Annotated in this window: 25 protein-coding genes and 1 riboswitch; of the genes, 4 read left to right on the forward strand and 21 right to left on the reverse strand. The window is 67.2% G+C overall.

What is annotated here, in order from left to right; all coding sequences use genetic code 11:
* Positions 1-54 precede the first annotated feature (54 nt).
* From VVR85_RS10705 to hemL, 5 genes are all read right to left on the reverse strand, one after another.
* Positions 55-1,653, reverse strand: a complete 1,599-nt coding sequence (locus VVR85_RS10705; RefSeq protein WP_368520898.1) for a cytochrome c biogenesis protein ResB — start codon at positions 1,651-1,653, stop codon at positions 55-57.
* Between the two features lie 64 nt (positions 1,654-1,717).
* Positions 1,718-2,536: a cytochrome c biogenesis CcdA family protein gene (locus tag VVR85_RS10710; RefSeq protein WP_368520862.1), complete on the reverse strand. Its 819-nt coding sequence runs from the start codon at positions 2,534-2,536 to the stop codon at positions 1,718-1,720.
* Between the two features lie 3 nt (positions 2,537-2,539).
* Positions 2,540-3,148 carry a TlpA disulfide reductase family protein gene (locus VVR85_RS10715; protein ID WP_368520863.1) on the reverse strand — a complete coding sequence of 203 codons (609 nt, stop codon included), beginning with the start codon at positions 3,146-3,148 and terminating at the stop codon, positions 2,540-2,542.
* Between the two features lie 83 nt (positions 3,149-3,231).
* Complete coding sequence (locus VVR85_RS10720) at positions 3,232-3,840, reverse strand: histidine phosphatase family protein (RefSeq protein WP_368520864.1); 609 nt, start codon at positions 3,838-3,840, stop codon at positions 3,232-3,234.
* Positions 3,840-5,165: a glutamate-1-semialdehyde 2,1-aminomutase gene (hemL, locus tag VVR85_RS10725; protein WP_368520865.1), complete on the reverse strand. Its 1,326-nt coding sequence runs from the start codon at positions 5,163-5,165 to the stop codon at positions 3,840-3,842. The genes VVR85_RS10720 and hemL overlap by 1 nt, the downstream gene beginning before the upstream one ends.
* Before the next feature lie 213 nt (positions 5,166-5,378).
* Here hemL and VVR85_RS10730 point away from each other — a divergent pair, with 213 nt between their 5' ends.
* Positions 5,379-5,987, forward strand: a complete 609-nt coding sequence (locus tag VVR85_RS10730) for a hypothetical protein (RefSeq protein ID WP_368520866.1) — start codon at positions 5,379-5,381, stop codon at positions 5,985-5,987.
* 7 nt (positions 5,988-5,994) lie between these two features.
* On the opposite strand, the gene VVR85_RS10735 is transcribed toward VVR85_RS10730, so the two are convergent.
* Complete coding sequence (locus tag VVR85_RS10735; protein WP_368520867.1) at positions 5,995-6,309, reverse strand: multidrug efflux SMR transporter; 315 nt, start codon at positions 6,307-6,309, stop codon at positions 5,995-5,997.
* A 7-nt stretch (positions 6,310-6,316) separates the two neighbouring features.
* Positions 6,317-6,382: riboswitch (guanidine-III (ykkC-III) riboswitch) on the reverse strand.
* A gap of 79 nt (positions 6,383-6,461) precedes the next feature.
* Positions 6,462-6,767, reverse strand: coding sequence for a hypothetical protein (locus VVR85_RS10740; RefSeq protein WP_368520868.1), 306 nt, complete (start codon positions 6,765-6,767; stop codon positions 6,462-6,464).
* Between the two features lie 504 nt (positions 6,768-7,271).
* Between VVR85_RS10740 and VVR85_RS10745 the strand changes: the two genes are divergently transcribed.
* Positions 7,272-8,123 (forward strand): NAD(P)-dependent oxidoreductase, encoded by an 852-nt coding sequence (locus VVR85_RS10745; protein ID WP_368520869.1) that lies wholly within the window; start codon positions 7,272-7,274, stop codon positions 8,121-8,123.
* A gap of 18 nt (positions 8,124-8,141) precedes the next feature.
* Here the strand turns inward: VVR85_RS10745 and VVR85_RS10750 are convergent, their stop codons facing one another.
* The 9 genes from VVR85_RS10750 to VVR85_RS10790 form a co-directional block, all read right to left on the reverse strand.
* Complete coding sequence (locus VVR85_RS10750) at positions 8,142-9,569, reverse strand: protoporphyrinogen oxidase (RefSeq protein WP_368520870.1); 1,428 nt, start codon at positions 9,567-9,569, stop codon at positions 8,142-8,144.
* Positions 9,570-9,577: 8 nt separating this feature from the next.
* On the reverse strand, positions 9,578-10,636 hold the full coding sequence (gene hemE / locus VVR85_RS10755; protein WP_368520871.1) for a uroporphyrinogen decarboxylase: 1,059 nt from the start codon (positions 10,634-10,636) through the stop codon (positions 9,578-9,580).
* Positions 10,637-10,695: 59 nt separating this feature from the next.
* On the reverse strand, positions 10,696-11,154 hold the full coding sequence (locus VVR85_RS10760; protein ID WP_368520872.1) for a tellurium resistance protein TerC: 459 nt from the start codon (positions 11,152-11,154) through the stop codon (positions 10,696-10,698).
* Positions 11,151-11,936, reverse strand: a complete 786-nt coding sequence (locus VVR85_RS10765; RefSeq protein ID WP_368520873.1) for a hypothetical protein — start codon at positions 11,934-11,936, stop codon at positions 11,151-11,153. Before VVR85_RS10765 ends, VVR85_RS10760 begins: the two co-directional genes overlap by 4 nt.
* Positions 11,937-12,027: 91 nt before the next feature.
* On the reverse strand, positions 12,028-13,014 hold the full coding sequence (gene hemB / locus VVR85_RS10770; RefSeq protein ID WP_368520874.1) for a porphobilinogen synthase: 987 nt from the start codon (positions 13,012-13,014) through the stop codon (positions 12,028-12,030).
* A gap of 68 nt (positions 13,015-13,082) precedes the next feature.
* A complete protein-coding gene (locus VVR85_RS10775) occupies positions 13,083-14,822 on the reverse strand; it encodes a uroporphyrinogen-III synthase (protein ID WP_368520875.1) in 1,740 nt (579 codons plus the stop codon).
* A 306-nt stretch (positions 14,823-15,128) separates the two neighbouring features.
* Entirely contained in the window at positions 15,129-16,025 is an 897-nt protein-coding gene (hemC, locus tag VVR85_RS10780) for a hydroxymethylbilane synthase (protein WP_368520876.1), read from the reverse strand.
* Entirely contained in the window at positions 16,026-17,378 is a 1,353-nt protein-coding gene (locus VVR85_RS10785) for a glutamyl-tRNA reductase (RefSeq protein ID WP_368520877.1), read from the reverse strand. It abuts the gene before it with no gap.
* A gap of 212 nt (positions 17,379-17,590) precedes the next feature.
* A complete protein-coding gene (locus tag VVR85_RS10790; protein WP_368520899.1) occupies positions 17,591-17,809 on the reverse strand; it encodes a glutaredoxin family protein in 219 nt (72 codons plus the stop codon).
* Between the two features lie 229 nt (positions 17,810-18,038).
* Between VVR85_RS10790 and VVR85_RS10795 the strand changes: the two genes are divergently transcribed.
* Positions 18,039-19,103 carry an HAD family hydrolase gene (locus tag VVR85_RS10795; protein ID WP_368520878.1) on the forward strand — a complete coding sequence of 355 codons (1,065 nt, stop codon included), beginning with the start codon at positions 18,039-18,041 and terminating at the stop codon, positions 19,101-19,103.
* Between the two features lie 102 nt (positions 19,104-19,205).
* Here the strand turns inward: VVR85_RS10795 and VVR85_RS10800 are convergent, their stop codons facing one another.
* The 5 genes from VVR85_RS10800 to VVR85_RS10820 form a co-directional block, all read right to left on the reverse strand.
* Entirely contained in the window at positions 19,206-19,307 is a 102-nt protein-coding gene (locus VVR85_RS10800) for a 30S ribosomal protein bS22 (protein ID WP_003855542.1), read from the reverse strand.
* A gap of 335 nt (positions 19,308-19,642) precedes the next feature.
* Entirely contained in the window at positions 19,643-19,834 is a 192-nt protein-coding gene (locus VVR85_RS10805) for a helix-turn-helix domain-containing protein (RefSeq protein WP_070768923.1), read from the reverse strand.
* Between the two features lie 315 nt (positions 19,835-20,149).
* Positions 20,150-20,947, reverse strand: coding sequence for a pyrroline-5-carboxylate reductase (proC, locus tag VVR85_RS10810; protein WP_368520879.1), 798 nt, complete (start codon positions 20,945-20,947; stop codon positions 20,150-20,152).
* A gap of 201 nt (positions 20,948-21,148) precedes the next feature.
* Positions 21,149-22,063: a hypothetical protein gene (locus tag VVR85_RS10815; RefSeq protein ID WP_368520880.1), complete on the reverse strand. Its 915-nt coding sequence runs from the start codon at positions 22,061-22,063 to the stop codon at positions 21,149-21,151.
* A gap of 15 nt (positions 22,064-22,078) precedes the next feature.
* On the reverse strand, positions 22,079-23,008 hold the full coding sequence (locus tag VVR85_RS10820) for a hypothetical protein (protein WP_368520881.1): 930 nt from the start codon (positions 23,006-23,008) through the stop codon (positions 22,079-22,081).
* Between the two features lie 33 nt (positions 23,009-23,041).
* Here VVR85_RS10820 and VVR85_RS10825 point away from each other — a divergent pair, with 33 nt between their 5' ends.
* The gene (locus VVR85_RS10825) at positions 23,042-23,947 is read left to right on the forward strand and encodes a hypothetical protein (protein ID WP_368520882.1); all 906 of its coding nucleotides are present in this window, start codon (positions 23,042-23,044) and stop codon (positions 23,945-23,947) included.
* Positions 23,948-24,033: the final 86 nt, after the last annotated feature.

The raw sequence follows: 24,033 nt of genomic DNA on the forward strand, positions 1-24,033 counted from the left end.
CGCAGATTAGACTACCCCTGGCCAGCACGGGAATCCAACTTTAGATGGAGAGGATTATCTGTCTTCGTAATCGTAGAGCTCGTCCTCTTCCGTCTCCTCCGGATCGGGCAGCTCCAGCAGCTCACGGTAGAGCACGTGGAACTCTTCCGACCAGCCGGCCCGGTCCGTGCGCGACAGGCCCGCCATCTCAATGGCGGTGGTGCCGTCGGCGTTCGGGCGCAGGCGCACCCACACGCGGCGGCGCTTGATGACCAGCGAGCCGACCAGGGAGGCCAGCATGACCAGTGCGGAGACGAGCACCCAGAACTGCATCGGGTCGTAGGAGACCTGGTAGTTGGCGAACTCGTTGGCGCCGTCGAAGGTGACCTTGGTGCCGTCGTCGAGCGTGACCGACTCGCCCATCCCCAGGTTGACGCGCTCCAGCTTCTGCAGGGCGCCCGAGTGCATCAGCGTCGAGTCCAGGGAGAAGATGGACTGCGCCGTGCCGGTGTCCAGGCCCGCGTCGCCGCGGTAGATGTCGATGGCCAGCGCCGGGTCCATCATGGACGGGAAGGACGAGGACAGCAGCTCGCCGTTCTCGCCGGACCAGCTGGCCGTCGGCGCGAACAGGCCCTGGATGGCCAGCTGGTTCTGGCGGCGCTCGTAGAGGTCCGGGTACACGCCGGCCGGCGGGTCGAAGCGCATGGCGCCCGAGGACAGGAAGTTCGTCAGATCGTCCGGGCGGAACTGCATGGTCTGCGTGCGCTTCTCCCCGTCCGGCCACTCTACCGTCACGGTGGGCGCGAAGCCGTGGCCCTGCAGGTAGACGCGGTTATTGGCCAGGCGCAGCGGGTGGTTGACCTTGAGCTCGTAGTCGTCCCAGGCTTCTTCGCTGGCGTAGATGTCCTCGCCCTCGGCGTAGGAGACGTTCGAGGTAAACATCTCCGCCTGTCCGTTCGGCAGGTAGTCCGCGGTGAAATCGTGCGCGACCAGGCAGAAGGGGTGCAGCCCCGTGCCGTCGAAGAGCGGGCCGGCGCGGAAGGAGTCGTAGTTCGACGTCGAGGTGTTGCAGAACTCGGTGGATTGCTCGGCATCGGAGGCAGAAACGTGCTTGCCGGACTCGGTGACCACGATGACCTGGCCCTCGTAGTAGACCATGCGGCCCACGGCGATGGTGACCAGCATGGCCACGAGCGCGACGTGGAAAATCAGGTTGGCCAGCTCGCGGGAGTAGCCGCGCTCGGCCGAAAAGGCCAGCGCCCCGGCGCGATCCTCGCCCGGCTCGTAGCGGGCCACGCGCCAGCGCTTGAACATCGCCTGGGTCTTGTCGCTGAGCTCCTCGATGCCGCGCTCCGAGGTGCCCTCGGCGTGCAGCGGCATGCGGGTCAGGAACTTGGGCGGGCGGGTCGGCTGAGTCTTCCACGCCTTGTAGTGATTCCACGAGCGCGGCAGGATGCAGCCGATGAGCGAGATGGTCAGCAGCACGAAGATGGCGATGAACCACGTGGAGGAGAAGACGTCGAAAAGCTGCAGCTTGTCGTAGATCTCGGCGATGGTGCCGTTGGTCTCGATGAACTCGTTGACGTTGGCCTCGTTGAGGTCACGCTGCGGCAGCAGGGAGCCAGGGATCGCGGCGACCGCCAGCAAAAACAGCAGCGCCAAGGCGGTGCGCATACTGGTCAGCCAGTTCCAGCCCCGCTTGAGCCAGGTGCCGATCTGTTTCACGAATGCTCCTTAACTAAATGAGGGTCGCGCCGTATTCCACGGTCCACTGCCGGATCCAGTTGATGAATTCTCCCCAGAGGCCCGTCAGCAGTGCCAGGCCCACCAGGACCATGGCCACGCCACCGATTAACTGCACGGTACGCGAGTGCTTACCCAGCCAGGAAATCGTGCGCATGGCCCGGGCCGAGCCCAGCGCCACGAGCAGGAAGGGCAGGCCCAGGCCGAGGCAGTAGCCGATGATGAGGATGGTGCCGCGCAGCGCCGTCATCCCCTCGGTGCCCGCGGACACGGAGATGATGGCGGCCAGGGTCGGGCCCAGGCACGGGGTCCAGCCCAGGGCGAAAACGCCGCCCAACAGCGGCGCGCCCAGCCAGGTGGTCCAGCGCTTGGGCGACAAGCGGGTGTCTTTTTGCAGCGCGGGCACCAGGCCCATAAAGACCACGCCCATGAGGATGGTGACCACGCCGCCGATACGCATGAGCGTGTCAGCGTTTAAGGTCAGCACGGAGATCGCGCCGAAGACGGAGACCGTCGCCAGCACGAAGACCACGCTGAAGCCGAGGATAAACAGCAGCGCCGCGCCGACCACCGCCCACTGGCGGCGCTTGCCCACGCGGGCGCCGTACTCCGCGTCGTAAGTCACCTCCCCGCCGACCACGCTGGCCAGGTAGGAGATATACCCGGGCACCAGCGGGACCACGCACGGGGAGGCGAAAGAGACCAGGCCGGCGGCGGCCGCGGCGATGATTCCTAACAGGATGGGCCCGGCCGCGGCGGTGTCCGCGAAGGTCTGCCCCAGGCCCGACTGGGCCACGATTAGCTGTGTCTCCATACGCTAGGCGGACTCCTGCTCTAGTTCCTCGACGACCTCCAGCAGGTCTTGGTCCGTGATTTCGCGCAGGAAGACGGCGGCCGGGCGGTGCTGCTTGTCCAGCACGATGGTGGTGGGCACGACCGCGGTGGGCACGCCACCCAGCGCCGCCGCTGTCTTGAACGGCGGGTCATAGATGGACGGGTACTCCAGGCCGTTGTCTTCTTTGAAGTCGCGCGAAATCTGCGGGTTGTAGTCGCGCACGTTGATGCCGAAGACGGTACCGGCCTTGTCTTCCTGGAGCTTTTCGTGCACCCGCTGCAGGTCGTCCGACTCGGAGCGGCACGGCGCGCACCACTGGCCCCAGGAGTTGAGCACCACGATCTGGTCGTCGAAGTCCGACAGGGAGATGGTCTCCCCCTCGTTCATCAGGTCCTCGCCGCTGAACTCCTGCAGCGGCTTGCGCTCCTCGGGCGCGTAGCGGATCTCCGTCTGCCCGCCCGGGGTGATGAACTCGAAGGTCTCCCCCGTGGCGACGGCGTTCTTGGAGTTTTCCTCCGACTGCTGGCAGGCGGGCAGGGTCAGCGCCGCCGCGATCAGCGCGGCAGCGGCGGCAACAAACTTGGAAGACATATACACCTGAAAATCTAGGCCGGGAAAATAGACCGTTGAATTAATAATGGGCAGCTAAAGAACTTAAAGACGAGGCCAGAAGGCTAGATCTGGTGGGCCGGGGACGAGTAATAGATGTCAGTGATCTCCTCGTTCTGGAAAACCAGGGAGGTCACGGACGCCAGATCGCATTCCCGCGCCCACGGGGCGTGCGGCAGGCGCAGGCCCAGCACGGTGCGCTGGACCATCACGATGGGCAGCTGGTGGGAGACCAGCACCGCCTCGTGGCCGGCGGCCTTGTCGCGGGCGCGCTCGACCGCGTTAATCATCCGATCCGCGATCTGGGTATAAGGCTCGCCCCAGGACGGCTCGAGCGGGTTGCGCATCAGCGGCCAGCGGCGCGGGTTCCACAGCTGGGAGCGCAGGCCCTTGGTCCGCAGGCCCTCGAAGCGGTTGCCCGACTCGATGATGGTCTTGTCCAGCTCCACGTCCAGGCCGGTGACCTTGGAGATGGGCTGGGCGGTTTCCTGGGTGCGCTGCAGCGGCGAGGCCGCCAGGTACGTCACGTCATGGCCGCGGAAGACTTCGGCCGTGCGCGCCGCCATGGAGTGCCCGCGGGACGACAGGTGGTAGCCCGGGATCCGGCCGTAGAGGATCTTGCCCGGGTTGTAGACCTCGCCGTGGCGGACCAGGTGGACGATGGTGGCAGTCACTAGTTCTCCTTTGTTGCGGCGGCAGCGACCTTCGCTGCCGTGGCAAGTGCGTTTTCAATCCTCTCGAAATCATTGTCGCTAAGCGCGTCAGATACAAACCAGGTCTCGAAAGCGCTCGGCGGAACCATGACGCCGCCTTCCAGCAGGGCGTGGAAGAAGGGGGTGAAACGCCAGGTCTCGGCCGTCTGCATGTCGGCGAAGTTGCGGCCCTCGCCCTCGGCGAAGCGGATGGAGAGCATCGACTCGGCGCGCTGGACGTGGTGGGCCACGCCCTCGCGCTCCAAGGCGCGGTGGATGAGCTTTTCCAGGCGGTCGGCCTGCTGCTGCAGGCGCGGGTAGAGCTCTTCGTCCGCCAGCTCCAGCGAGGCCAGGCCCGCGGCCATGGCCACCGGGTTACCGGACAGCGTGCCGGCCTGGTAAACCGGCCCGACCGGGGCGAGGTAGTCCATCACGTCGGCGCGGCCACCAAAGGCTGCGGCGGGCAGCCCGCCGGAGACCACTTTGCCGAAGGTCACCAGGTCGCCGGCGACGTGGTCGACGCCGTACCAGCCCTGGTGGGAGGTGCGGAAGCCCGTCATGACCTCGTCCAGGATGAGCAGCGCGCCGTCGGCGTGCGCGATCTCCTTGAGCGCGGCGTTGTAGCCCTCGTCCGGGGCGACGGTGCCCATGTTGCCGGCCGCCGCCTCGGCGATGATGCAGGCGATCTGGCCGGGGTTCTCGGCAAAAGCCTGGCGGACGGCCTCCAGGTCGTTGTAGGGCACGACGATGGTGTCCTGGGCCTGCGCGCCGGTCACGCCCGGGCTATCGGGCAGCCCCAGCGTCGCCACGCCGGAGCCGGCCGCGGCCAACAGAGCGTCCACGTGGCCGTGGTAGCAGCCCTCGAACTTTAAGACCTTCGGGCGGCCGGTGAAACCGCGGGCCAGGCGCACCGCGGACATGGTGGCCTCCGTGCCGGAGTTGACCAGGCGCACCTTGTCGACGGCAGTGCGGCCCACGATGGTCTCGGCCAGCTGCACCTCGGCCTCAGCGGTCGCGCCGAAGCTCAGGCCCTTTTCCACCGCGTACTGCACGGCTTCGACGATCTTCGGGTGCGCGTTGCCGTGAATCATCGGCCCGTAGGAGCTGACCAGGTCCACATAGGTGTTGCCGTCCACGTCCCACAGCTGCGAGCCCTTGCCCTGCGCAATAGCGCGGGCCTGCCCGCCGACGGAACCGTACGCCCGAACCGGGGAATCCACCCCGCCGGGGATCACTTTCTCCGCTCGTGCGAAAAGCTCGGCGGACTTGGACGTTGTCATGGCGCTAGAAGTAGGCATAGCCCACATTCTACGGGTTTTCGCGCTATACAAAAGTTGTAGCCGCCCGCACCCGCCCTGCGTGCTCCGCCGCCCTGCGCTAGGGTGGCGGCTGGAGCGAACTGGGTGGCCCGGACCTGCCACCTGCTCGGGGAAAACACACGCACACAGCACGCTCAGCCAACGCACTGAATCACCGACTACGCACACAAAGTAATCGAGAAACATTCGGGGGAATCTTTCATGCTGCCGCGCTACCGCACAGCCGCCTTTGCCATCGCCGCTACCCTTTGCCTGTCCGCCTGCCAGACCGCCGAACCCGCGCGGGAGGAAACCCGCCCCACGTCGGCGGCGGACTCCAACCCGCGCCCCTGGTCGCCGGGCTCCGACTCCGCGCTCAGCGGCTCCAATTCCACCGCGCCCGACGCGACAACCCTCGATGGGGAAGTCTCCCCAGTGCGCGCGCCGCAGCTGCCCGGCGCTAACGATGCCGCCGCGGCCGACGATGCCGAGACCCCCACCGGCCCCACAGAGCCCGACCGCCCCGACGAGTCCTCCACTAAGCCGCACCCGGGCAACCCCGGCGCGCCGCACTCACGCCACCAGCGCGGGCCCGCCGGGCCGGCTGGCGCCCCGCCCCGGCCAGCACCGCGGCCCGGGATCAGCTTCTCCGAGCCGGGCCTGCCCAAAATCCCCAACATCCCGCCGGAAAAACTCCGCGCCCCCGACCTCCCGAAGCCGCGCGTGCCCGATCTCCCGGAACCGGATCTCCCCTCCCCCGATATCCCGGCTCCCGACGTCCCTTCGCCCGGGCAGGTAGAACGCGACGTCAAACGCTCCGTGGGCCTCTAGGCAGCAGCTAGCTGATGGCTTTCAGCCCGATGATGCCGCCGACGATCATCGCCAGGAACAGCAATTTCAGCATGGAGAAGGGCTCTTGCCCCGTCACGAGGGAATACACCACGGTCAGGCCGGCGCCCACGCCTACCCAGACCGCGTAGCCGGTGCCCACCGGCAGGGTCTTTAAGGCCCAAGCCAGCCCGCCCATGGAAATGGCGCAGGCGACAAAGAAGACCAGGGTGGGCACCAGTTTGCTAAACCCCTCCGAGCGGTCGAGCGCCACCGCCCACACCGCTTCAAAGGCACCGGAGACAACAAGGATTAACCAAGCCATGATTCTTTCTGGCCGTCTTGTCGCCTTCCCGGGTACGGCTCCCTCGTCCGGGGCCCGCAGTGAGCGAGCCTCCACCCAGTCCTAGCACAACTGCTGTGCAAAGGCCTACTGGCTTCTAATCCAACCTCTAACACCAGTCCGGGCTTCAGTTCCTAGCTCGGTGGACCGGAGAAAAAGAATCCAAACGAGATACTGATGACGACTGCCGGTGCCAGAACGGCCAGTAGCGCCGCCGCGTACAAGTCGTATTTCTTGGTTTTAAACGCCAAGTAACAATCAACCGCGAAGATGGCCAGCAAAACAATGCCGGCGACGATCACCGACGGCCACCACCACGTCCGGCCGACTATCCACATCAGATACCCAACAACAAAAGCAACCACGACCAGCCCCCAGCCGATAAGCCGGGGAGAACGCAACATCGCCGAATCTGAAGGTTTACTACTCTGCGCTTTCAAGGCCTTTTCCTCTACCGGAACGCTCTCTTAAGATGCCCACCTATGAAACCAACTTCGCTCTTGCTCAGCCCGCCCGCAACGAGTTTAGGGTGCGCCTGTTAGTCAGAACCACGCTCGATGAGTGTGTTCAGGGCCTTTAGTACTTTGACCCCAACACGATGAGGAACGCAAGCAGGGATATCACGATAAGCGCGAAAACTGAAATGATCAGCATCTGGATAGGTCCCAAAGTCATCTAATTCTTTCCCTCCGGCACGCTGTTTTTAAAGTGGATTGACAAGGGCAAATATCGGACGGATTCCTAGGGGGAACCCCTATTAAATTCATCCAATGCGAACAAAGTAACCCACTTTTAGAGGGTAGGCAACCCTTCGGATACTTTTTACACAGATAATTCGGCATCTCCCTCCCACCGGTGATTCCGTCCGCTGAGTGTTGACCTTCCAGTATTGGAATGCGCGCGCGGCAATCAGCGGTGTCCCACGCGGGAGCGCTAAAACTGGCATGCTGGAGGGCATGAAGATTGCATTTCTAGGAACTGGACGTATGGGCTCGGAGCTGGCCCGCCACCTGCTGAAGGACCACGAGGTCACGGTGTGGAACCGCACCGCTGAGAAGGCGCAGCCGCTCGTTGACGAGGGCGCGCAGCTGGCCGCCAGCCCGGAAGAGGCTGTGGCCGGCGCGGAGGTTGTCTTCACTTCCCTGTTCGGGCCGGACAATATTCGCGAGGTCGTCGTGGAGGCGGACCTCATCCCGGAGGGGATCACCTGGGTGGATACCACGACGGTCTCCCCGGACGCCGCACGGGAATTCGCCGCGGCGGTGGAGACCTACGTCGCCGCGCCGGTGGTGGGCACCCTGGGCCCGGCCCGCGAGGGCACGCTGGGCGTGTACGTGGGCACCCCGGACGACGAGCGCCGCGAGCTGGTCATGGACCTGGTCACCCCGTGGGCTGGCGAGAACAAGCTCATCGGCGTGGAGTCCGCCCCCATCGCCGCGGTCGGCAAGCTGCTGGCCAACCTGGCGCTGGCCGTGACCGCCGAGGGCGTGCTCGAGGCCCTGCACCTGGGCGAGTCCGAGGGGCTAAACCCCGAGGTCATTTTGGAGATGCTCGACATCACGGGCCTGGCGTTCATGAAGAACATGAAGGCCCCGTTCATCCTCGGCGAGCGCAACCCGGAGCCGGGCGACTTTACCGTCGACGCCCTGTGCAAGGACGCCAAGCTGATGGAGCAGACCTCCAACAAGCCGCTGCCGGCGGTCGCCGCGGCCATCGCCAACTTCGAGGAGCAGCAGGCCATGGGTCACGGCAACAAGGACTTCTCCTCGATTTTCGTCTTCCGCGACGTGAACTAAATCGTTGCCTAGGCCAACTTAAACCAAGCGGGCGGCGGCCGCGCGGGCATCCGCGATAACGGCCGGCACGCCTACGCCGCCGGCCCAAGCGCCGGTGACCTCTAGGCCCGCGACGTCGGCGAGTTCCTCGCGCACGGCTTCCACGGTGGCCAGGTGCGTGGCATCGAAGCGCGGCAGGCCGCCGAACCAGCGCTGGGTGAAGATCTCCCCCACGCCGGCCGCGCGCCCGTCGAAGCCCGTGATCGACTGCAAGTCATCGAGGGCGTAGTCCACCAGCTGGTCTTCCTCAGCGCGGACCAGGGAGTCGTCGCCGAAGCGGGCGAAGCTGGCGCGCACCAGGGCCCCGCCGTGCAGGCGCTCGGCCAGGTGCGGCCACTTGTTAGAAGACAGGGTAAACGCCTTGGCGTGCACGCCCGGCTGGTCCGCGGCGACCAGGATGCCGGAGTTGTCCGGCAGCGAGTTGCCCTCCGGGTCGGTGATGGAGTCGAACTTCAGGCCCACCACGACGGAGCTGGCCAGCTTGACGGGGCTTAGGGCCTCGGAAGCGGCCGGGGCGACCTTGGCAAGCAGGCGGGCCGTGGTCGGCGCCGGGGTGGCGATGACCACGCGGTCGTAAGGCTTCTGCGCCGGTTCCCCGCCGCCGGTGAGCCAAAAACCGTCGTCTTTCTTCTCCACGGCGCTGATGAAGGTGTCGACGTAGATGTCCGCGCCGGACTTTTCCGCCAGCGTGTCGTAGACCTGCGCGTAGCCGCCGCGGAAGGTGTTGAAGACCGCCTTCGGCTTGGCGTCGTTTTCCGCCCCGGCGGGCTGGTTCTTCTCCGCCTGGGCCTTCATGCGCTGGAAGTACTCGGCAACCGCGCCGGTCAGCGTGACCTTGCCGGCGGCGGCCTGGTCGTCCAGCACGGCGGCGAGCTTCGGGATGGTCGCGCGCAGGCCGAGGTCCTCGGCCGCGCAGGAGTAGACCCCGCCCAGCAGGGCGGAGACGACCCGGTCGACCAGGTCCTGGCCGAACTGCTGGGCCACCAGCTGGCCCACGGAAACATCGCCGCCGATTTCCCACTCGAAGGGCTCCTCGTTGTCGATGTTGCGGCAGGTCTCCTCCGAGACCAGGTGCGCGACGACCTCCGAGTTGCCCGGGATGCCCATCACGCTGGGGGCGGGCAGGTTGGTCAGCTCGCCCTGCGAATAGACCAGGGAGCGCTTGCCCGACGGGGTGACCAGCTGGTCGGCCAGGCCCAGCGAGTGGAAGAACTCCACCGCGTCCTCCCGCCGCGCCAGGAACGCCTCCGCGCCCATGTCCGTGGGCCCGTCGTTAAACGGCACGGTGTAGAGCTTGCCGCCGATGCGCCCGGCGGCCTCGAAGACGTCGACCTGGCGGTCCTCGCCGCGAAGCTCGTAGGCGGCGGTCAGCCCGGCCAGCCCGGCACCGATGATTGCAATGCGCATAAAAATTCCTAGCCTTCCTCGTGAATGATGGCCACGGCGCGAGTGATGGCGTCTGCCTCGGTGGTCGGTAGCACCCCGTGGCCCAAGTTCCAGATATGGCCGGTCGCGTGCCCGGCCGCTTGCGCGCTTTTGACTTCGTCCCGGATGCGGCGAACGGCCGCGCGCACGGCGTCGTCGCCGGCGAACAGCAGCGCCGGGTCCAGGTTGCCCTGCAGGGAGTGCGCGCCGTGGGCGGCGTGCACGCGGGCGGCCGCCGCATCCATGGACACGCGGTAGTCCACGCCGACGACCTCCGGTCCGGCCTCGGCCATGGCGGGCAGCAGCTCGCCGGTGCCCACACCGAAGTGGATGCGCGGGATGACCCCTTCCACGCCGGCGAGGATCTCCTGCGAATACGGCAGGACGAATTCCCGGTAGTCGGCCTCGTTGAGGTAGCCCGCCCAGGAGTCGAAGAGCTGCATGGCGTCGATGCCGGCCTCGACCTGGGTGTGCAGGAAGGTCTGCACCGTGGGGACGATCCGGTGCATGAGCGCGTGCCAGGTCTCCGGCTCGGCGTGCATGAGCGCCTTGGTGCGCTCGTGGTTCTTCGACGGCCCGCCCTCGATCAGGTAGCTGGCCAGGGTGAACGGGGCGCCCACGAAGCCGATGAGCGCCTGCGAGTCGGTCAGCTCCTCCAGGATGTGGGCGATGCCCTGCTGCACCTGCTCCACGTCGTGGTCCAGGATGGGCAGGTTGTCGATGTCCGCGCGGGTGCGCACCGGGTGGTCCATGACGGGCCCGCGGCCCGGCACGATGTCCACGCCCACGCCCGCGGCCTTGAGCGGGACCACGATGTCGGAGAACAGGATGGCTGCGTCCACGTCGTGGCGGCGGACCGGCTGCAGGGTGATCTCGGCCAGCAGTTCCGGCATGAAGCAGGAGTCGAGCATGTCGATGCCCTCCCGCACCTTCCGGTATTCCGGCAGCGAGCGCCCGGCTTGGCGCATGAACCAGACCGGGGGTCGCGAAGGGCTGCGTCCCCAGGCAGCGTCGAGGATGGGGGCATCAGTCAGGGTACGGCGCATCATAATCCCCCATTATGGTTCATCTTTGCGCCCAACGGCTAATCCGCCCGGTCCGGAGAAAGCTAGTTCTGCTCCCGGATGAATTCATTGGCGGTCGGGCGGAACATCAACAGGATCGCCACGGCCAGCAGGATGGGGATGAGCAGCAGGGCGATCCCGCCCACGCCAAGGGCCAGGGCGGCGACGTTGAAGAAGATGCACAGCGCGGCCACCGTGGTGCACACCCGGCGGGCCCACTTGTTGCCGCCGCTCAGCTGCGCGGCGGCCACGGAAAGAACCAGCGCGCCGACCACGTTGGATACGGCCACAAAGAGCTGGTCCCCGGCCGGCATCCCGGCGGACTGGCCGCCGAAGAAGGCGACGAGGCCGGAGGTGAGCATGACCACCGCGGCGGCGACTAAGACCCAGTAGGCCCAGCGCAGCGAGGGCGGGCAGACCGTGCCGTCCCAGCGCGAATCCTTCCGGGAGGCCCGGTTGTAGTCGAATGGTCCGGGGCTATATCCAGGGGTCCCGTAGGTCATGAGCTCTGGTTTTCCTTCTCGCGCTGTTTGTCTTTCCGATCCTTTTTGGCCTGCTTTTCTTCCTGCTTTTCCTTCTGCTTTAGCTCCGCTTTCTCACGGCGCTTTTCCTGCTCTTCCTTGAGCTCCTGCTCCATCTGGCGCAGCTGCTCCAGCTCCCCGGTGTAGTCCAGGGTCTCGTTGCGCAGGCTGAAGATGAGGCCCAGCACGGCGGCGACCCCGACCACGATCTGCACGGAGCCGTCCACCACGTACAACCAGTCTGGCACATCGGTGGCCGTCGGGCGCGCCAGGAAGACCAGCAGCACGCGTACGCCGAAGTACAGGGAGAAGGCGAACCAGATGCGGCGGGCCAGCCCGGAGCGCTTGGTGTTCTTGGCCAGCATGACCAGCAGGCTGATCAGCAGGGCGAGGATGGCGACTGAGAACAGCGCCGAGAGCCCCACGGCCAGGAAGGTGGCCATGGTCACCGCGCCCTCGCCCAGGGCTTCCAGCTGTGCGAGCTGGTCGCCGGCCGCCTGCCGGGCGTTGGCCTTGATGACGTCCACGTTCACCACGGACATCACCACGTTGAGCACCTGGTGGATGGCCTCGCCGGCCACGGCCACGCTCCACGTCAGAAGCATCAACCCGACCGCCTCCGGGCGGGCGGCCAGGAATTTCTCGAAGCGTCCGCCCGGCTCCTCGGAGCGGTGCGGGTGGGCCTTGCCCGGAGTCCGGGGCTGGCCGGCCGGGCGCTGCGGGCCCCGGTTGTGCTCAGCGGGCGGGCGGTGCGGTTCAGTCACTAAAAACCTGTGCTTTCGGGTGAGTGGTTGGGGCGGGGCGGGAACGGAAAGGGCGCGGGGATGCGCGGGTTAAGCGCTCCCCGCCGCGGTCTTAGCCGCGCAGGGCGCGGGCGGCCTCGACGGCGTAGTAGGTGAAGATCTGGTCGGCGCCGGCGCGCTTGATGGAGGTCAACGCCTCCATCATCACGGCGTGCTCGTCCAGCCAGCCGTTCTGGCCGGCGGCCTTAATCATCGCGAACTCGCCGGAGACCTGGTAGGCCGCCACCGGCACGGGCGAGCGCTCCGCGATGGCGGACAGCACGTCCAGGTACGGCAGGGCGGGCTTGACCATGACGAAGTCGGCGCCCTCGTCGATGTCGAGCTCGGCCTCCAGCAGAGACTCGCGGAAGTTGGTCGGGTCCTGCTGGTAGGTGCGACGGTCGCCCTCCAGTGAAGAGCCGACCGCGTCGCGGAAGGGGCCGAAGAAGGCGGAGGCGTACTTGGCGGAGTAGGCCATGATCGCCACGTCCTGGTGGCCGGCCTCGTCGAGCTCCTCGCGGATCTGGCAGATCTGGCCGTCCATCATGCCAGACGGGCTGACGATGTGGGCGCCGGCGCGGGCCTGGGCGCGGGCCATGTCGCGGTAGAGCTCGATGGTCGCGTCGTTGTCTACGCGGCCCTTATCATCCAGCACGCCACAGTGGCCGTGGCTGGTGAACTCGTCCAGGCAGGTATCCGCCATAATCAGCAGGTCGTCGCCGAATTCCTTGCGCAGGGCAGCCACGCCGCGGTTGAGGATGCCTTCCGGATCCCAGGCCTGGGAGCCGGTGGCGTCCTTGTCCTCGGGCTTCGGGACGCCGAAGAGGTCCACGCACTTGACGCCGGCATCCAGCGCCTCGTGGGCGGCCTTGAGCAGGGAGTCCTCGGTGTGCTGGTAGACCCCGGGCATGGAGGGGATTTCCCGCGGGCTATCGATACCGTCCGCGATGAACATCGGCAGGATGAAATCCGCCGGCTGCAGGTGAGTTTCTGCCACCATCTCGCGCATCGCAGGCGACTGGCGGAGACGGCGGGGACGTCGGGAAAAATCGTAAGTCATGCCCACAATCATAGATCCCCGCCCCCGGCCGCGGCAGCACCGGCGAGGGCCTGCCCCGGCCGGCCTACCTAGCTGGCGGACTTGCGGCGCGCGCGGCGCTTCTTCTTCGGCGGTGGCAGCTGGCCGGCGGCGCGCAGGTTGGCCACGTGGGCGGCCAGGGCATCGATAAGCGAGGGCACGTCGGCGACCTCGGGGACCACGTCCACGCGCAGCCCCATCTCCTCGGCGGCGGCCTTGGTGGACGGTCCAATGCAGGCGATGATGGTGCGCTGGTGCGGCTTGCCGGCGATGCCGACCAGGTTGCGCACCGTCGAGCCGGAGGTGAACGCGACGGCGTCGAAGCCGCCGGTCTTGATCATGTCGCGGACCTCCGCCGACGGCGGGGCGGCGCGCACGGTGCGGTAGGCGACCACGTCGTCGACCTCCCAGCCCAGGTCCTCCAGGCCGGTGACCAGGGCATCGCCGGCGATGTCGGCGCGCGGCAGCAGCACGCGGCCCACGGCGTCGATGTCCTCGACGTAGTTCGGGAAGACGGAAACCAGCCCCTCCGCGTTCTGCGCGTTGGGCTTGGGCTGGAGCTCCGGCACCATGCCCTTGGCCCGGATGGCGTCGGCGGTCTTTTGCCCCACGGCCGCCAGGTGCACGCCGGCGAAATCGCGGGCGTCCAGGCCCAGCTGGGCGATCTTGTCCCAGACGGCCTTGACGGCGTTGACCGAGGTGAAGACCACCCACTTGTAGCGGCCTTCCACGATCCCCTTGATGGCGCGGTCCATCTGCGCCGGGTTGCGCGGCGGCTCCACGGAGATGGTCGGCACCGACTGCGGGATGGCGCCGTAGGAGGCCAGGCGGGCGCTCATGGGGCCGGCCTGGGCCTTGGTGCGCGGCACCAGCACGCGCCAGCCGTAGAGGGAGCGGTTTTCCCACCAGGAGTACTTGGAGCGGTCGTCGAAGCTGCGGCCCAGGGTGACCACCAGCTGGCCGGGCAGCTCGGCGTCGAGCTTGGCCAGCATGCCCAGGGAGGTCTCAAAGGTCCGCTGCAGGCGGGTCGTGCCGTGCACGGTCACGTAGGCCTCGGTTTCCTTGGGCAGGCCGCGGTCGGTCAGCTGCGCGGCGATGACCGGTAGGTCCTCGGCCGTGGCCTGCAGGACCAGCGGCTGGGCGGCGGCGGCCAGCTTGTCCCAGTCGATCTCCCCGGCGGTGAGATCCGCCTCGGTGTAGGTCGAGCCCAGCGCCAGGCCGGCGAACGAGGGCACGGTCGACGGCAGGGACATGCCGGGCACGACCTGGAATTCCAGGCCGGCCGCCGCCACGGCGGTGATTTCGGCCTTGATGGCCTCGCGGTTGAGCGGGTTGCCCGCCACCAGGCGCACCACGTCGCCGGGCTCCGGCAGGGACTTTTCCCGGCTGACCTCGGCGGCCTCCTCCAGCGCGGCGCGCAGCACCTGCGCGTTGGTCTCGGCGGCGCCGGAAACGCCCGGCTTGCCGTCCTCCGGGATTTCGCGGATATCGGCGGCGGTCGGCGGGGCCGGGCGCGGCGGCTTGCGGCGCGCGCCCGCGGCCTTCGCGTCCGCGCACATCTGCGCGTATTCTTCCTCGGCCGCCTCGAGCTTTTCCGGCGGGACCGGCAGTGCCGTGCCCACGATGTCACGGACCCCACCGAGCACGTCCGGATCGGTGATGGTAATCGAGTTGTGCGCCAGCACTTCCCTGGCGCGCACGGTCAGCAGATCCGGGTTCCCGGGGCCAGCGCCGACAAAGATGATCTTGCCCAGCGCTTCTACCTGGCTCGTGCCCACAGCGTTGCTCATAAGGTTCTTTTCTAAAATCTCGGGGCGGCGAAAAACTGGCCCCATGCCACCTTTCCAATCCCCGTCGGTGCCGGGGTGGTGGCAGGACCAGTCCGTTATTTCGCTGCGCCGTGTCGTTGGGATGGCGGAGGATAACTTACTTCGTCGAAAGGCTATTTAACGGCCAAAAATCCCAGGACACAGGTCCCGGGACGCCTTTTCGAGGGGCCGGATCATCAGTGCATAATGATCATGTGCTAGATACACCTTAAATTAATCAGCGCCCGCAATCAAAAACTCGCGGGCGCCGAAATCCCTAGCTCATCCCTAGCTCTCGCCGAGAATCTCGGCCGCCCCTTGGGCAAAGAGCGAGTCGGAGACCTCGGTTCCCAGCTGCGCGGCGCGCTCGACCTCGCCGGTGGCCTCGGCCAGGATCTGGCGGGTCCCGTCCAGGGCGAAGACCCCGCCGCGGACGGTGATCTGCCCGTCGGCCAGGTGGGAGGTAGCCGCCACCGGGGCGGTGCAGCCGGCCTCCAGGCGGGCGAGCACGGTGCGCTCCCCGGCGGCCTGGGCCATGGCCTCGGCGTCCAGGAGCGTGTTGATAGCGGCGACGGCCTCCTCGTCGTCGACGCGGGCCTCCACGGCCAGGGCGCCCTGGGCCGGGGCCGGCATGATGGTCTCCGGGTCGAAGACCTCGGTGGCGCGCTCGCCGTAGCCGGCGCGCACCAGGCCGGCATACGCCAACATGACCGCGTCCAGCTCGCCGGAGGTCACCTTGCCCATGCGGGTTTCGATGTTGCCGCGCAGCGGGCGGATGTCCAGGTCCGGGCGCAGGGCCTTCAGCTGGGAGATGCGCCGCGGCGCGGAGGTGCCCACGCGCGCGCCTTCCGGCAGGTCGGCCAGGGCCAGGCCGTCGCGGGCGATGAGCGCCTCGCGGTGGTCCTCGCGCTGGGGCACGACCAGGCGGAAGCGCTCGTCCGGGGCGGTGGGCAGGTCCTTGAAGGAGTGCACGGCGATGTCGCACTCGCCGGCCTGCAGCGCCTCGCGCAGCGCCTGGGTGAACACGCCGACGCCGATGCGCTCAACCGGGGCCATGTTCACGTCGCCGGCGGTGGTCACGATGTGCAGCTCGGCCGGGTAGCCGTTCGCAGTTAACCAATCGCGCACGTGGCCGGCCTGGGTGGTGGCCAGCTGGGAGCCGCGGGTGCCAATCTTGAGGGTCACTTAAACGTCCTTTCGCGAGTTAACAATGGTCTCCGCCGCCGGCAGGTCGTCCACGTCGACGGAGACACCGGTGCCTTCCAGCTGCAGGCCGAACAGCTCCTGCAGCGCGGTCTCGTGGCTGACGGTACCGGACTGGGCGGCCAGCTTCTTGGCGCGCACGGTCGGCTCGTGCAGCAGCTTGTCCACCACGCGCTTGAGCGAATAGCGCACGTCTTTCATCTGGTCCTCGTTGAGGTCCGGGGATTTCTGCTCCAGCCGGGCCAGCTCGCATTCGACCAGGTTGGCGGCGCGGCGACGCAGGGCGGACACGGCCGGGACCACGTCGCGCACGCGCTGCGCCGAGGAGTACTCCGCCAGCTCCTGGTCCACGATCTGGCGGGCCTGCACGTGCGGGTCCCGGGCGGCGCCGACCTCGGTGCCGGCGGCCTGCAGCGACTTGCTCAGCCGCTCGATGTTGACCAGGTTGACGTTGTCATCCTCGGTCACTGCGTCGTCAATATCGCGCGGCAGGGACAGGTCCACGAGCATCATCTCGCGCCCGGCGGGCAGGTCGTCGGCCGTGATGGTGAAGTTGTCGGCGCCGGTGGCAGAGACCGCCAGATCGACGTGGTCCAGGGCCCCGGCCCGGTCGGCGAAGTCGACGACCTCGGCGTGGACGCCGGCCTGCTCCGCGTGCCCGGCCAGGCGCTCGGCGCGCTCCCGGGTGCGGTTGGCAATGATGAGCTTGTCGATACCCAGGCGGCCGGCGTGCGTGGCGGCCAGGGAGGCCATGGCGCCCGCGCCCAGCACGAGGGCGGTCTTGCCCTGGAGATCGCTGACCCCCATGGCCGTGAGCGCCTGGTCGAAGGCGAAGGAGACCATGGACGCGCCCGCGTCATCAATATCGGTCTCCGAGTGCACGCGCTTTCCGGCGTGCAGCGCCGACTGCGCCAGGGCGTGGATGCGCGGGCCCACGGTGCCTTGCTCGGCGGCGTGCTGGTAGGCGGTGCGCACCTGGCCGATGATCTGCTGCTCCCCCATCACCATGGAGTCGAGCCCGCAGGCCACCAGCATGAGGTGCTCCGCGGCGGCGTCGGCGTAGCGGACGTAGAGGTAGCTGCGCAGGCGCTCCACATCGACGCCGGAGACCGCGTGCAGCGTCCCGATGACGTCTTCGACCCCGGTGTGAAAGGAGTTGGTGACGGTGTAGACCTCCAGCCGGTTACAGGTGGAGATGATCATCGCCTCGGACAGCGAACTGGCCTCCACCAACTTCGCACACGCGCTGTGTTGCACCTGTTCATCCATGCTTAGCTGCTCCAGCAGCGCCACGGGCGCCGACTGGTGGGACATTCCCACGACGAGCACGCTCATGCAGCATTCCTCCACTCCACTAGACTTGCCAGCAGGCAGGCGACCTGCGCCTTAACCCCGCTCAGTGATGAATCCTCACCACGATCAACCAAATTATTGATTCAAATCAACCAAAAGGATACCTGTTGGGCGCGGAATTCACGAACCGCGCGTCCTGTTAGACGCCGCCCCACCGCGCACCACGGGCCCATCCGCTCGGTGCAACCCGCGAACTAGCGCGCCAATTCCTGGGCCAGCTCCGCGTTGTCGACTTCCCAGCAGGAAAACTCCTCCTCGTCGACCACGACCACGGGCACGCGGTCCCCGAATTCGACGGCCAGCTCCGGGGCGCTATCCACGTCCACCACGCGCAGCTCCGCGCCCGCGGCCGCAACCACCGGGGCGATCTGCTCGCGCACCCGCGCGCACGAACCGCAGGTGCTGCGCACCATCAGCTCCACCACGTGCCGGCCAGAGCCACCGGCCCCTTCCGTCTTTACAGCCACTGCCGCGCCCACTCCTTGCACCAATCCTTGACCTAAATTTTTTAGGGCAATCCCTGCCCGGGGGCGGTCGAAGGGTTAACTAAGACAAGCTCCGGGCTAGCGTTTACTATAGATACGTTACCCGCCCCATCCCCTACGCGATCACATCCCGTCTAGGAAGCTTGACCCTGCCACAGTGAATCACCCGACCGACCCCGCCAACGGCTTGCCGTTGAACCCGCGCGACTTTCTGGCCAACTGGACGGCCAGCCGCGGAAACCTGCGTAACTTCCTGGAAAACTCCGCGCTTGCCCCGCTGGACGACGCCTCCCAGCGCGCCGCCGGCGAGGCCGCGGCTTCCCAGGCGGTCGAGATGTTCTTCGACATCGACCTGGATTCCTATCATTCCGGGGTCGACTCGGTCAGCGGCTCGCTCAACGCCGCGGGCGGGCTGCGTCTTACCACCCCAGACCCGGACATCCCCCAGGACGCCGGGGCGGCCGCCTTCTTCGACGTGGACAACACGCTCATCCAGGGCTCGTCCCTGGTGCTTTTCGCCCTCGGCCTGGCCCGCCGGCGCTTCTTCAAGTTCCGGGAGATCGCCCCTATCGCCTGGAAGCAGCTGAAGTTTCGGATTTCCGGGGCGGAAAACGCCGCCGATGTCGCCGCCGGCCGCAGCCAGGCCCTGGAGTTTATCAAGGGCCGCTCCGTCGACGAGCTAACCCAGCTCTGCGAGGAGATTGTCGACCACTCCCTGCTACGCAAGGCCTACCCGGGCACGACTGAGCTGGCCCAGATGCACATCAACGCCGGCCAGCAGGTCTGGCTGGTCACCGCCACCCCGGTCCAGCTGGCCCAGATCCTGGCCAAGCGCTACGGCTTCACCGGGGCACTGGGCACCGTCGCGGAGGTCGAGGACGGCAAGTTCACCGGCCGTCTGGTGGGCGATATCCTCCACGGGCCCGGCAAGAAGCACGCCGTGGCCGCCCTCGCCACGCTGGAGGGCCTAGAGCTCAAGCGCTGCACGGCCTACTCGGACTCGGCCAACGACGTGCCCATGCTGTCCATGGTGGGCACCGCGGTGGCCATCAACCCGGACAATAAGCTGCGCAACCTGGCCGTGGACCGCGGCTGGCTCATCCGCGACTACCGCTCCGTGCGCCGGGCCATCCGCACCTACGGCCTGCCCGCGCTGATCACCGCCGCCTTCTCCCTGGGCGGCTGGCGCGGGTGGCGCGGCTGGAAGGCCTCCCGCAGCTAGCCACCGGCGCGCAACGGCCCGCGGACACAGCACGACCTCAAGACACACCAAGACCCCGCGACCCGGGGAACCCGGGTGGCGGGGCCAAAGCGGCAAGAAGTTTTACTTGCCCAGCTTACGACGCTGGACGCGGGTGCGGCGCAGCATCTTGCGGTGCTTCTTCTTGGACATGCGCTTGCGGCGCTTCTTGATAACAGAACCCATTGCTGGTTTCCTCACTTTCGCGGATAGTACGTACTAAACCTGCCGGCGGTCTAACGCTCGCCTGCCATACCCCGCAGGTGCACTCTGCCCGGGCTGCCCTACCGAACCGACCGGGACGAGCCCGGGCAGCCGGCGCGGCGGCGGCGAGAATAAGCCGACACGAATGGTGCTTATATTACTGGTTGTGCGCCGGTGACCCAAAACCGCCCGCTCGTCCCCGCAGCCTGACCTCTAAAAATGACAGCGCCCTCCACCTCCTGCCCGCTGGCAGGAAGAGGAGGGTGCTGCGCTTGGTAGAAAGCAACCGGCCCGCCGGGTGGCGGGAGGAGCAACCTTTAGCCGACTCCGTAGGTGGAGGACTTCAGGTACTCGCTCACGGCGGTCTCGTGGACGCGGAAGGAGCGCCCGACGCGGACTGCCGGCAGGTCGCCAGCGTGAACCAGACGGTAAACGGTCATCTTGGAGACTCGCATGATCTCTGCGACCTCAGCGACCGTCAGAAAGGTTCCCTTTTCTTCATTAACCATATTTATCTAACCCTTCAGCCCGTGGCGCGCTGTAGGCTTCCCCTCCCACAGGACGAACACGCACGTGCTTGAACCAGCCTATCGTGAAACTTGTGACTAGTACGACTTGAGTGGAAAAGTTTTCCCAGAAATCTATTTCTCGCCCAGAAAAACTCCGGCACAACAGGGTTCACTACTGTCCCGACTAGTCACGAGCGTTACATATATACCCCCACATCGGGGGAGGTAAAGGGACGCCTGTAATTCCCTGGGAATAGTCGCAGAGATAGGAGCGGCCCTCTACCCGGGCCTTTACTCGGCCCGTGGCCCGCCGCCTTAGCCCAGCTCCTGGGAGCGGGTGGCACAGGCCTCGGCCGCGCGGAAGAAGGCGCCACGCAGGCCGGACTCCTCCAGCTCACGCAGGGCGGCCACCGTCGTGCCGCCCGGCGAGGAGACGTTGATGCGCAGCTGGGAGGCCGAGTCGCCGGACTCGGCGAGCATCGCCCCGGCGCCGGCAGCGGCCTGGCCCGCCAGCTTCTCCGCCACGTCGCGCTTGAGCCCCAGCTGCACGCCGGCGTCCACGAGCGCCTCCGTGACCAAGAAGTAGTAGGCCGGCGCGGAGCCGGCCAGGGCGGTCACCGCGTCCATGTCGGCCTCGCCCACCGTTACAACCTCGCCAACCGCGCTAAGGAGCTCCTGCACGCCCTCCAGCTGCTCCTCCGTGACGCTGCGGCCCGGCGCGCAGGCGCACATGCCCTTGCCCACCAGCATGGGCGTATTGGGCATCACGCGCACCACCGGGGTCTTAGACCCCGCGGCCGTCTCCATGGCCTCCAGGGTCACGCCGGCGGCCATGGAGGCCACCACGGCACCCTCCGGCAGGCTGTCTGCCACTTCCTCCAGCACCGAGACGATCCCGTAGGGCTTCAAGCACGCGAAGACGTAGTCCGCGTCCTTGACGGCCGCGGAGTTGTCCGCCGTGGTGGTGACCCCGTAGGTGGTTTCCAGGTACTCGCTGCGGTCCTTGCTGCGGTTGGTCGCGGTGATATCGGCGCCTTCGTAGCCCTTAGCTACCAGCCCCGCAATGAGGGCCTCGCCGATATTTCCGCCGCCTAAAACTGTAATTTTCGTCATGTCCCCAGCCTGCCACAGCCGCCGCGGCCGCGGCCACCTTCCCTACCCTGCCGCGAGCCCAATCCCGCCGCGGGACCAACCCTGCCGCGGGCCCGATCCTGCCGCGGGACCGCCCCTGTCCCGGATAGACCAACACCCCGGGGCCGCCGGAGAATCGAACCGGCGCCCCGGGGTGCGGGAGCGAAAAGCTAGAAGCGTGCTCTAGAGGACCAAGATGAGCAGCGGGCCGAAGGTGAGCAGCAGGCCCACCACGGCGGCCAGGCCCATGGAGAAGCCGTCACGGGCGGTGCGCAGGGCGTGGACCACGCCGACCATGATGACGGTGACCAGCACGGCCAGGATGGAGACCAGGACGCCGTTGAAGCGGTCCCAGAGGATCTCGAAGCCCTTGAAGACCACCGCGCCCAGCACGATGCCGATTACGGCCAGCAGCACCACGGCCACCGGGTTGAGCTTCTCGTCCTCGCCGTCGGCGTCCGCGGCCACCTCGTCGGAAGCGTCCTGGCGGGCCAGCTCCTTGTCGGCCGCGCTGTCCTGCGCGGAGGTCGCGCTAAAGGCGGTCGCCCCGCCGGTGGCCGCAGCCGTAGCGGCCGGCTTGGCCGGGTCCTCGACGACCGGGATCTCGCCGGTCTCGTCCGCGCTAGCGGCCGCGATCCGCGGGTCCTTCGGCTCCTTGGCCGCAGCGGGCTGGGACTTGTCGGCCTTGGCAGTCTTGGCGGCCGGCTTCTTCGCCGCCGGGGCCGGCTCGTCGGTCACCTTCTGGATGACGGCGGTCGCGTCATCGGAGGGCTGGTGGGCCGCCTCGGTGCCGGCCTTGGCTTCCGCCTTCTTCGCGTCAGCCTTGGTCTCGGACGTCTTAACGTCGGCCTTGGCAGCGGCCTTGGTCTGAGACTTCGCAGCCGGTGCGTCGGCAGCGGTGGAGTGCTTGGACTCGTGCGGGGCGGAGTCCACCTTGCTCAGGTTGCCGGTCAGCTCGGCCACGGAGACGCCGCCCTCGTCGAGGCTGCGGCGCCGGCGGCGGCGCTTCGGTTCCTCGCCCGCGGCGGAGTCGGCACCCTTGCTCGCCTTGTTGCGGGCCAGGAGCTCCGCCACGGTCAACTGTTTATCGTCAGCCATGTCTGTGTTGTCTTCCTATCCTTGACCCTTGTCCAGCCGGCGCAAGATGACACCCTCGCGCAGGGCCCACGGACAAATTTCCATTTTCTCTAAGCCTAATGCCCGCATCGAGGCTTCGGCCACTAAGGCACCCGCCACGATCTGGTGGGACCGGTCTGAACTTACCCCTTCCAGGTCCGCCCTGTCAGCCGCAGTCATGCGGGAGATGAAGCTAATCAGCTGGCGCAGGCCCGGCGCGGTCAGCGTGCGCTTAACAAACGGGCCTTCCGAGGACGGGGCCGCGCCGGTCAGGCGGGCCAGGGTACGCAGGGTCTTCGAGGTGCCCACGGCCATGCCAGCTGGGCCCTGGTCGCGCATGCGCTTGGTGGCGTCGACCAGCTCGGCGTCGATGTAGTCGCGCAGCATGCTGACCTTCTTCTTGGCCGGCGGATCGGTATCAAACCAGTTGTGGGTCAGGCGGCCCGCGCCCAGGTCCAGGGAGAAGGCCAGGTCCGGGAATTCTTCGGTGCCGGTGGTGAGCTCCAGGGAGCCGCCGCCAATGTCCATATTGGTGATGCGGCCGGCGGACCAGCCGTACCAGCGGCGCACCGCCAGGTAGGTCAGGCGCGCCTCATCCTCGCCGGAGAGGATCTCCAGCCGGACGCCGGTCTCCTTCTCCACCTCCTTGAGGACCTGCTCGGAGTTCTTCGCCGAACGCACCGCAGAGGTCGCGATCGGAATGAACTCGTCGCAGTTGAGCTTGTTGCCCAACTCGGCAGCCTCCTTGACGGCAGCCACCAGCTTCTTCACGCCCTTGGAGTGGATGTTGCCGTCCTTGTCCAGCTGCTCCACCAACCGCAGGGGAGTTTTCCAGTCACTCATGGGAGTGGGCCGCCCGCCGGTCTGGGCATCGACCGCCACGAGATGGACCGTGTTGCTCCCCACGTCTAATACACCTAATCGCACACGTCTAGCGTAGTAGGTCTACGGTATTAAAGTGTGAATCGCCCGAAGTCTAGTGAAGTTTATCTTGGTTTTCCGGCCTCCTCACCAGCCGGTAAATCGATCGCAGCCGGGACCGAATTGGCTCCAGATTTCCCCCGGGAGTGGTTCGAATTTACCGACGTCGATGACCCCTACCACGTCTTTTCCATCGACTTGACCTGGGTGGAGTCCTTCTACTCCTGTCAGTTCGGCACCGCAGCCTGCCCCGGTATCGACAGCAACCAGCCAGACGTCGGCTGCTGCGTACACGGCGCCTACATGGCCGACGAACAGGACCGCGATCAGCTCTACGATGCCGTGGCGAACATGCCGGCCAAGTACTGGCAGCACCGCCCCGCGGACACCGACGCCTACTTGGAGCGCCAGGAGCGCGCGGCCGACGACGAGCTCGAGCCCTGGCTGGTCTGGGACGAACTCGACGGCGACGACGGCGAGCCGGAGCCGGCGCTGAAGACCCCGCTGGTGGGCGGGGCGTGCATCTTCGCCAACCGCGCCGGCTGGGCCACGGGCGCCGGCTGCGCGCTGCACCAGTGGGCTATCGATGCCGACCAGGAGCTCACCGTGGTCAAACCGGAGGTCTGCTGGCAGCTGCCCCTGCGCCGCTACGAGGACTTCGAGGACCGCCCCGACGGGCAGGAGATCCTGCGCACCACCATCGGCGAATACGACCGCCGCGGCTGGGGCGACGGCGGCGAGGACTTCGACTGGTACTGCTCGTCCAACCCGTCCTGCCACACCAGCGCGGAGCCGATGTGGCGCTCCCAGCGCACCGAGCTCATCGCGCTCATGGGCGCCGAAAACTACCAGGTCCTCGCCGAGCACTGCACCGCCCGCGAGCAGGCCGCCCGCGCCGGCGTGCCGCTGCTCCAGCACCCGGCCAGCGCCGCGCGCAAGCAGTAGGAACACCCCCGCGCCTAAGGCCCCAAGAAAGGCGAAAGACCCGCGGCGCGCGGCCGCGGGGCGGGGCCCAAGCAAGGCTCGGGAAA

Source organism: Corynebacterium sp. LK2590, from assembly GCF_040946105.1.
Taxonomy (GTDB): Bacteria; Actinomycetota; Actinomycetes; order Mycobacteriales; family Mycobacteriaceae; genus Corynebacterium.

Excerpts from the sequence above, each read along its gene's own strand:
- VVR85_RS10705 (WP_368520898.1), bottom strand. The coding sequence starts at position 1,653 with ATGCGCACCGCCTTGGCGCTGCTGTTTTTGCTGGCGGTCGCCGCGATC.
- VVR85_RS10710 (WP_368520862.1), bottom strand. The coding sequence starts at position 2,536 with ATGGAGACACAGCTAATCGTGGCCCAGTCGGGCCTGGGGCAGACCTTC.
- VVR85_RS10715 (WP_368520863.1), bottom strand. The coding sequence starts at position 3,148 with ATGTCTTCCAAGTTTGTTGCCGCCGCTGCCGCGCTGATCGCGGCGGCG.
- hemL (WP_368520865.1), bottom strand. The coding sequence starts at position 5,165 with ATGTGGGCTATGCCTACTTCTAGCGCCATGACAACGTCCAAGTCCGCC.
- VVR85_RS10730 (WP_368520866.1), top strand. The coding sequence starts at position 5,379 with ATGCTGCCGCGCTACCGCACAGCCGCCTTTGCCATCGCCGCTACCCTT.
- VVR85_RS10735 (WP_368520867.1), bottom strand. The coding sequence starts at position 6,309 with ATGGCTTGGTTAATCCTTGTTGTCTCCGGTGCCTTTGAAGCGGTGTGG.
- VVR85_RS10745 (WP_368520869.1), top strand. The coding sequence starts at position 7,272 with ATGCTGGAGGGCATGAAGATTGCATTTCTAGGAACTGGACGTATGGGC.
- VVR85_RS10750 (WP_368520870.1), bottom strand. The coding sequence starts at position 9,569 with ATGCGCATTGCAATCATCGGTGCCGGGCTGGCCGGGCTGACCGCCGCC.
- hemE (WP_368520871.1), bottom strand. The coding sequence starts at position 10,636 with ATGATGCGCCGTACCCTGACTGATGCCCCCATCCTCGACGCTGCCTGG.
- VVR85_RS10760 (WP_368520872.1), bottom strand. The coding sequence starts at position 11,154 with ATGACCTACGGGACCCCTGGATATAGCCCCGGACCATTCGACTACAAC.
- hemB (WP_368520874.1), bottom strand. The coding sequence starts at position 13,014 with ATGACTTACGATTTTTCCCGACGTCCCCGCCGTCTCCGCCAGTCGCCT.
- VVR85_RS10775 (WP_368520875.1), bottom strand. The coding sequence starts at position 14,822 with ATGAGCAACGCTGTGGGCACGAGCCAGGTAGAAGCGCTGGGCAAGATC.
- VVR85_RS10785 (WP_368520877.1), bottom strand. The coding sequence starts at position 17,378 with ATGAGCGTGCTCGTCGTGGGAATGTCCCACCAGTCGGCGCCCGTGGCG.
- VVR85_RS10790 (WP_368520899.1), bottom strand. The coding sequence starts at position 17,809 with ATGGTGCGCAGCACCTGCGGTTCGTGCGCGCGGGTGCGCGAGCAGATC.
- VVR85_RS10800 (WP_003855542.1), bottom strand. The coding sequence starts at position 19,307 with ATGGGTTCTGTTATCAAGAAGCGCCGCAAGCGCATGTCCAAGAAGAAG.
- VVR85_RS10805 (WP_070768923.1), bottom strand. The coding sequence starts at position 19,834 with ATGGTTAATGAAGAAAAGGGAACCTTTCTGACGGTCGCTGAGGTCGCA.
- proC (WP_368520879.1), bottom strand. The coding sequence starts at position 20,947 with ATGACGAAAATTACAGTTTTAGGCGGCGGAAATATCGGCGAGGCCCTC.
- VVR85_RS10815 (WP_368520880.1), bottom strand. The coding sequence starts at position 22,063 with ATGGCTGACGATAAACAGTTGACCGTGGCGGAGCTCCTGGCCCGCAAC.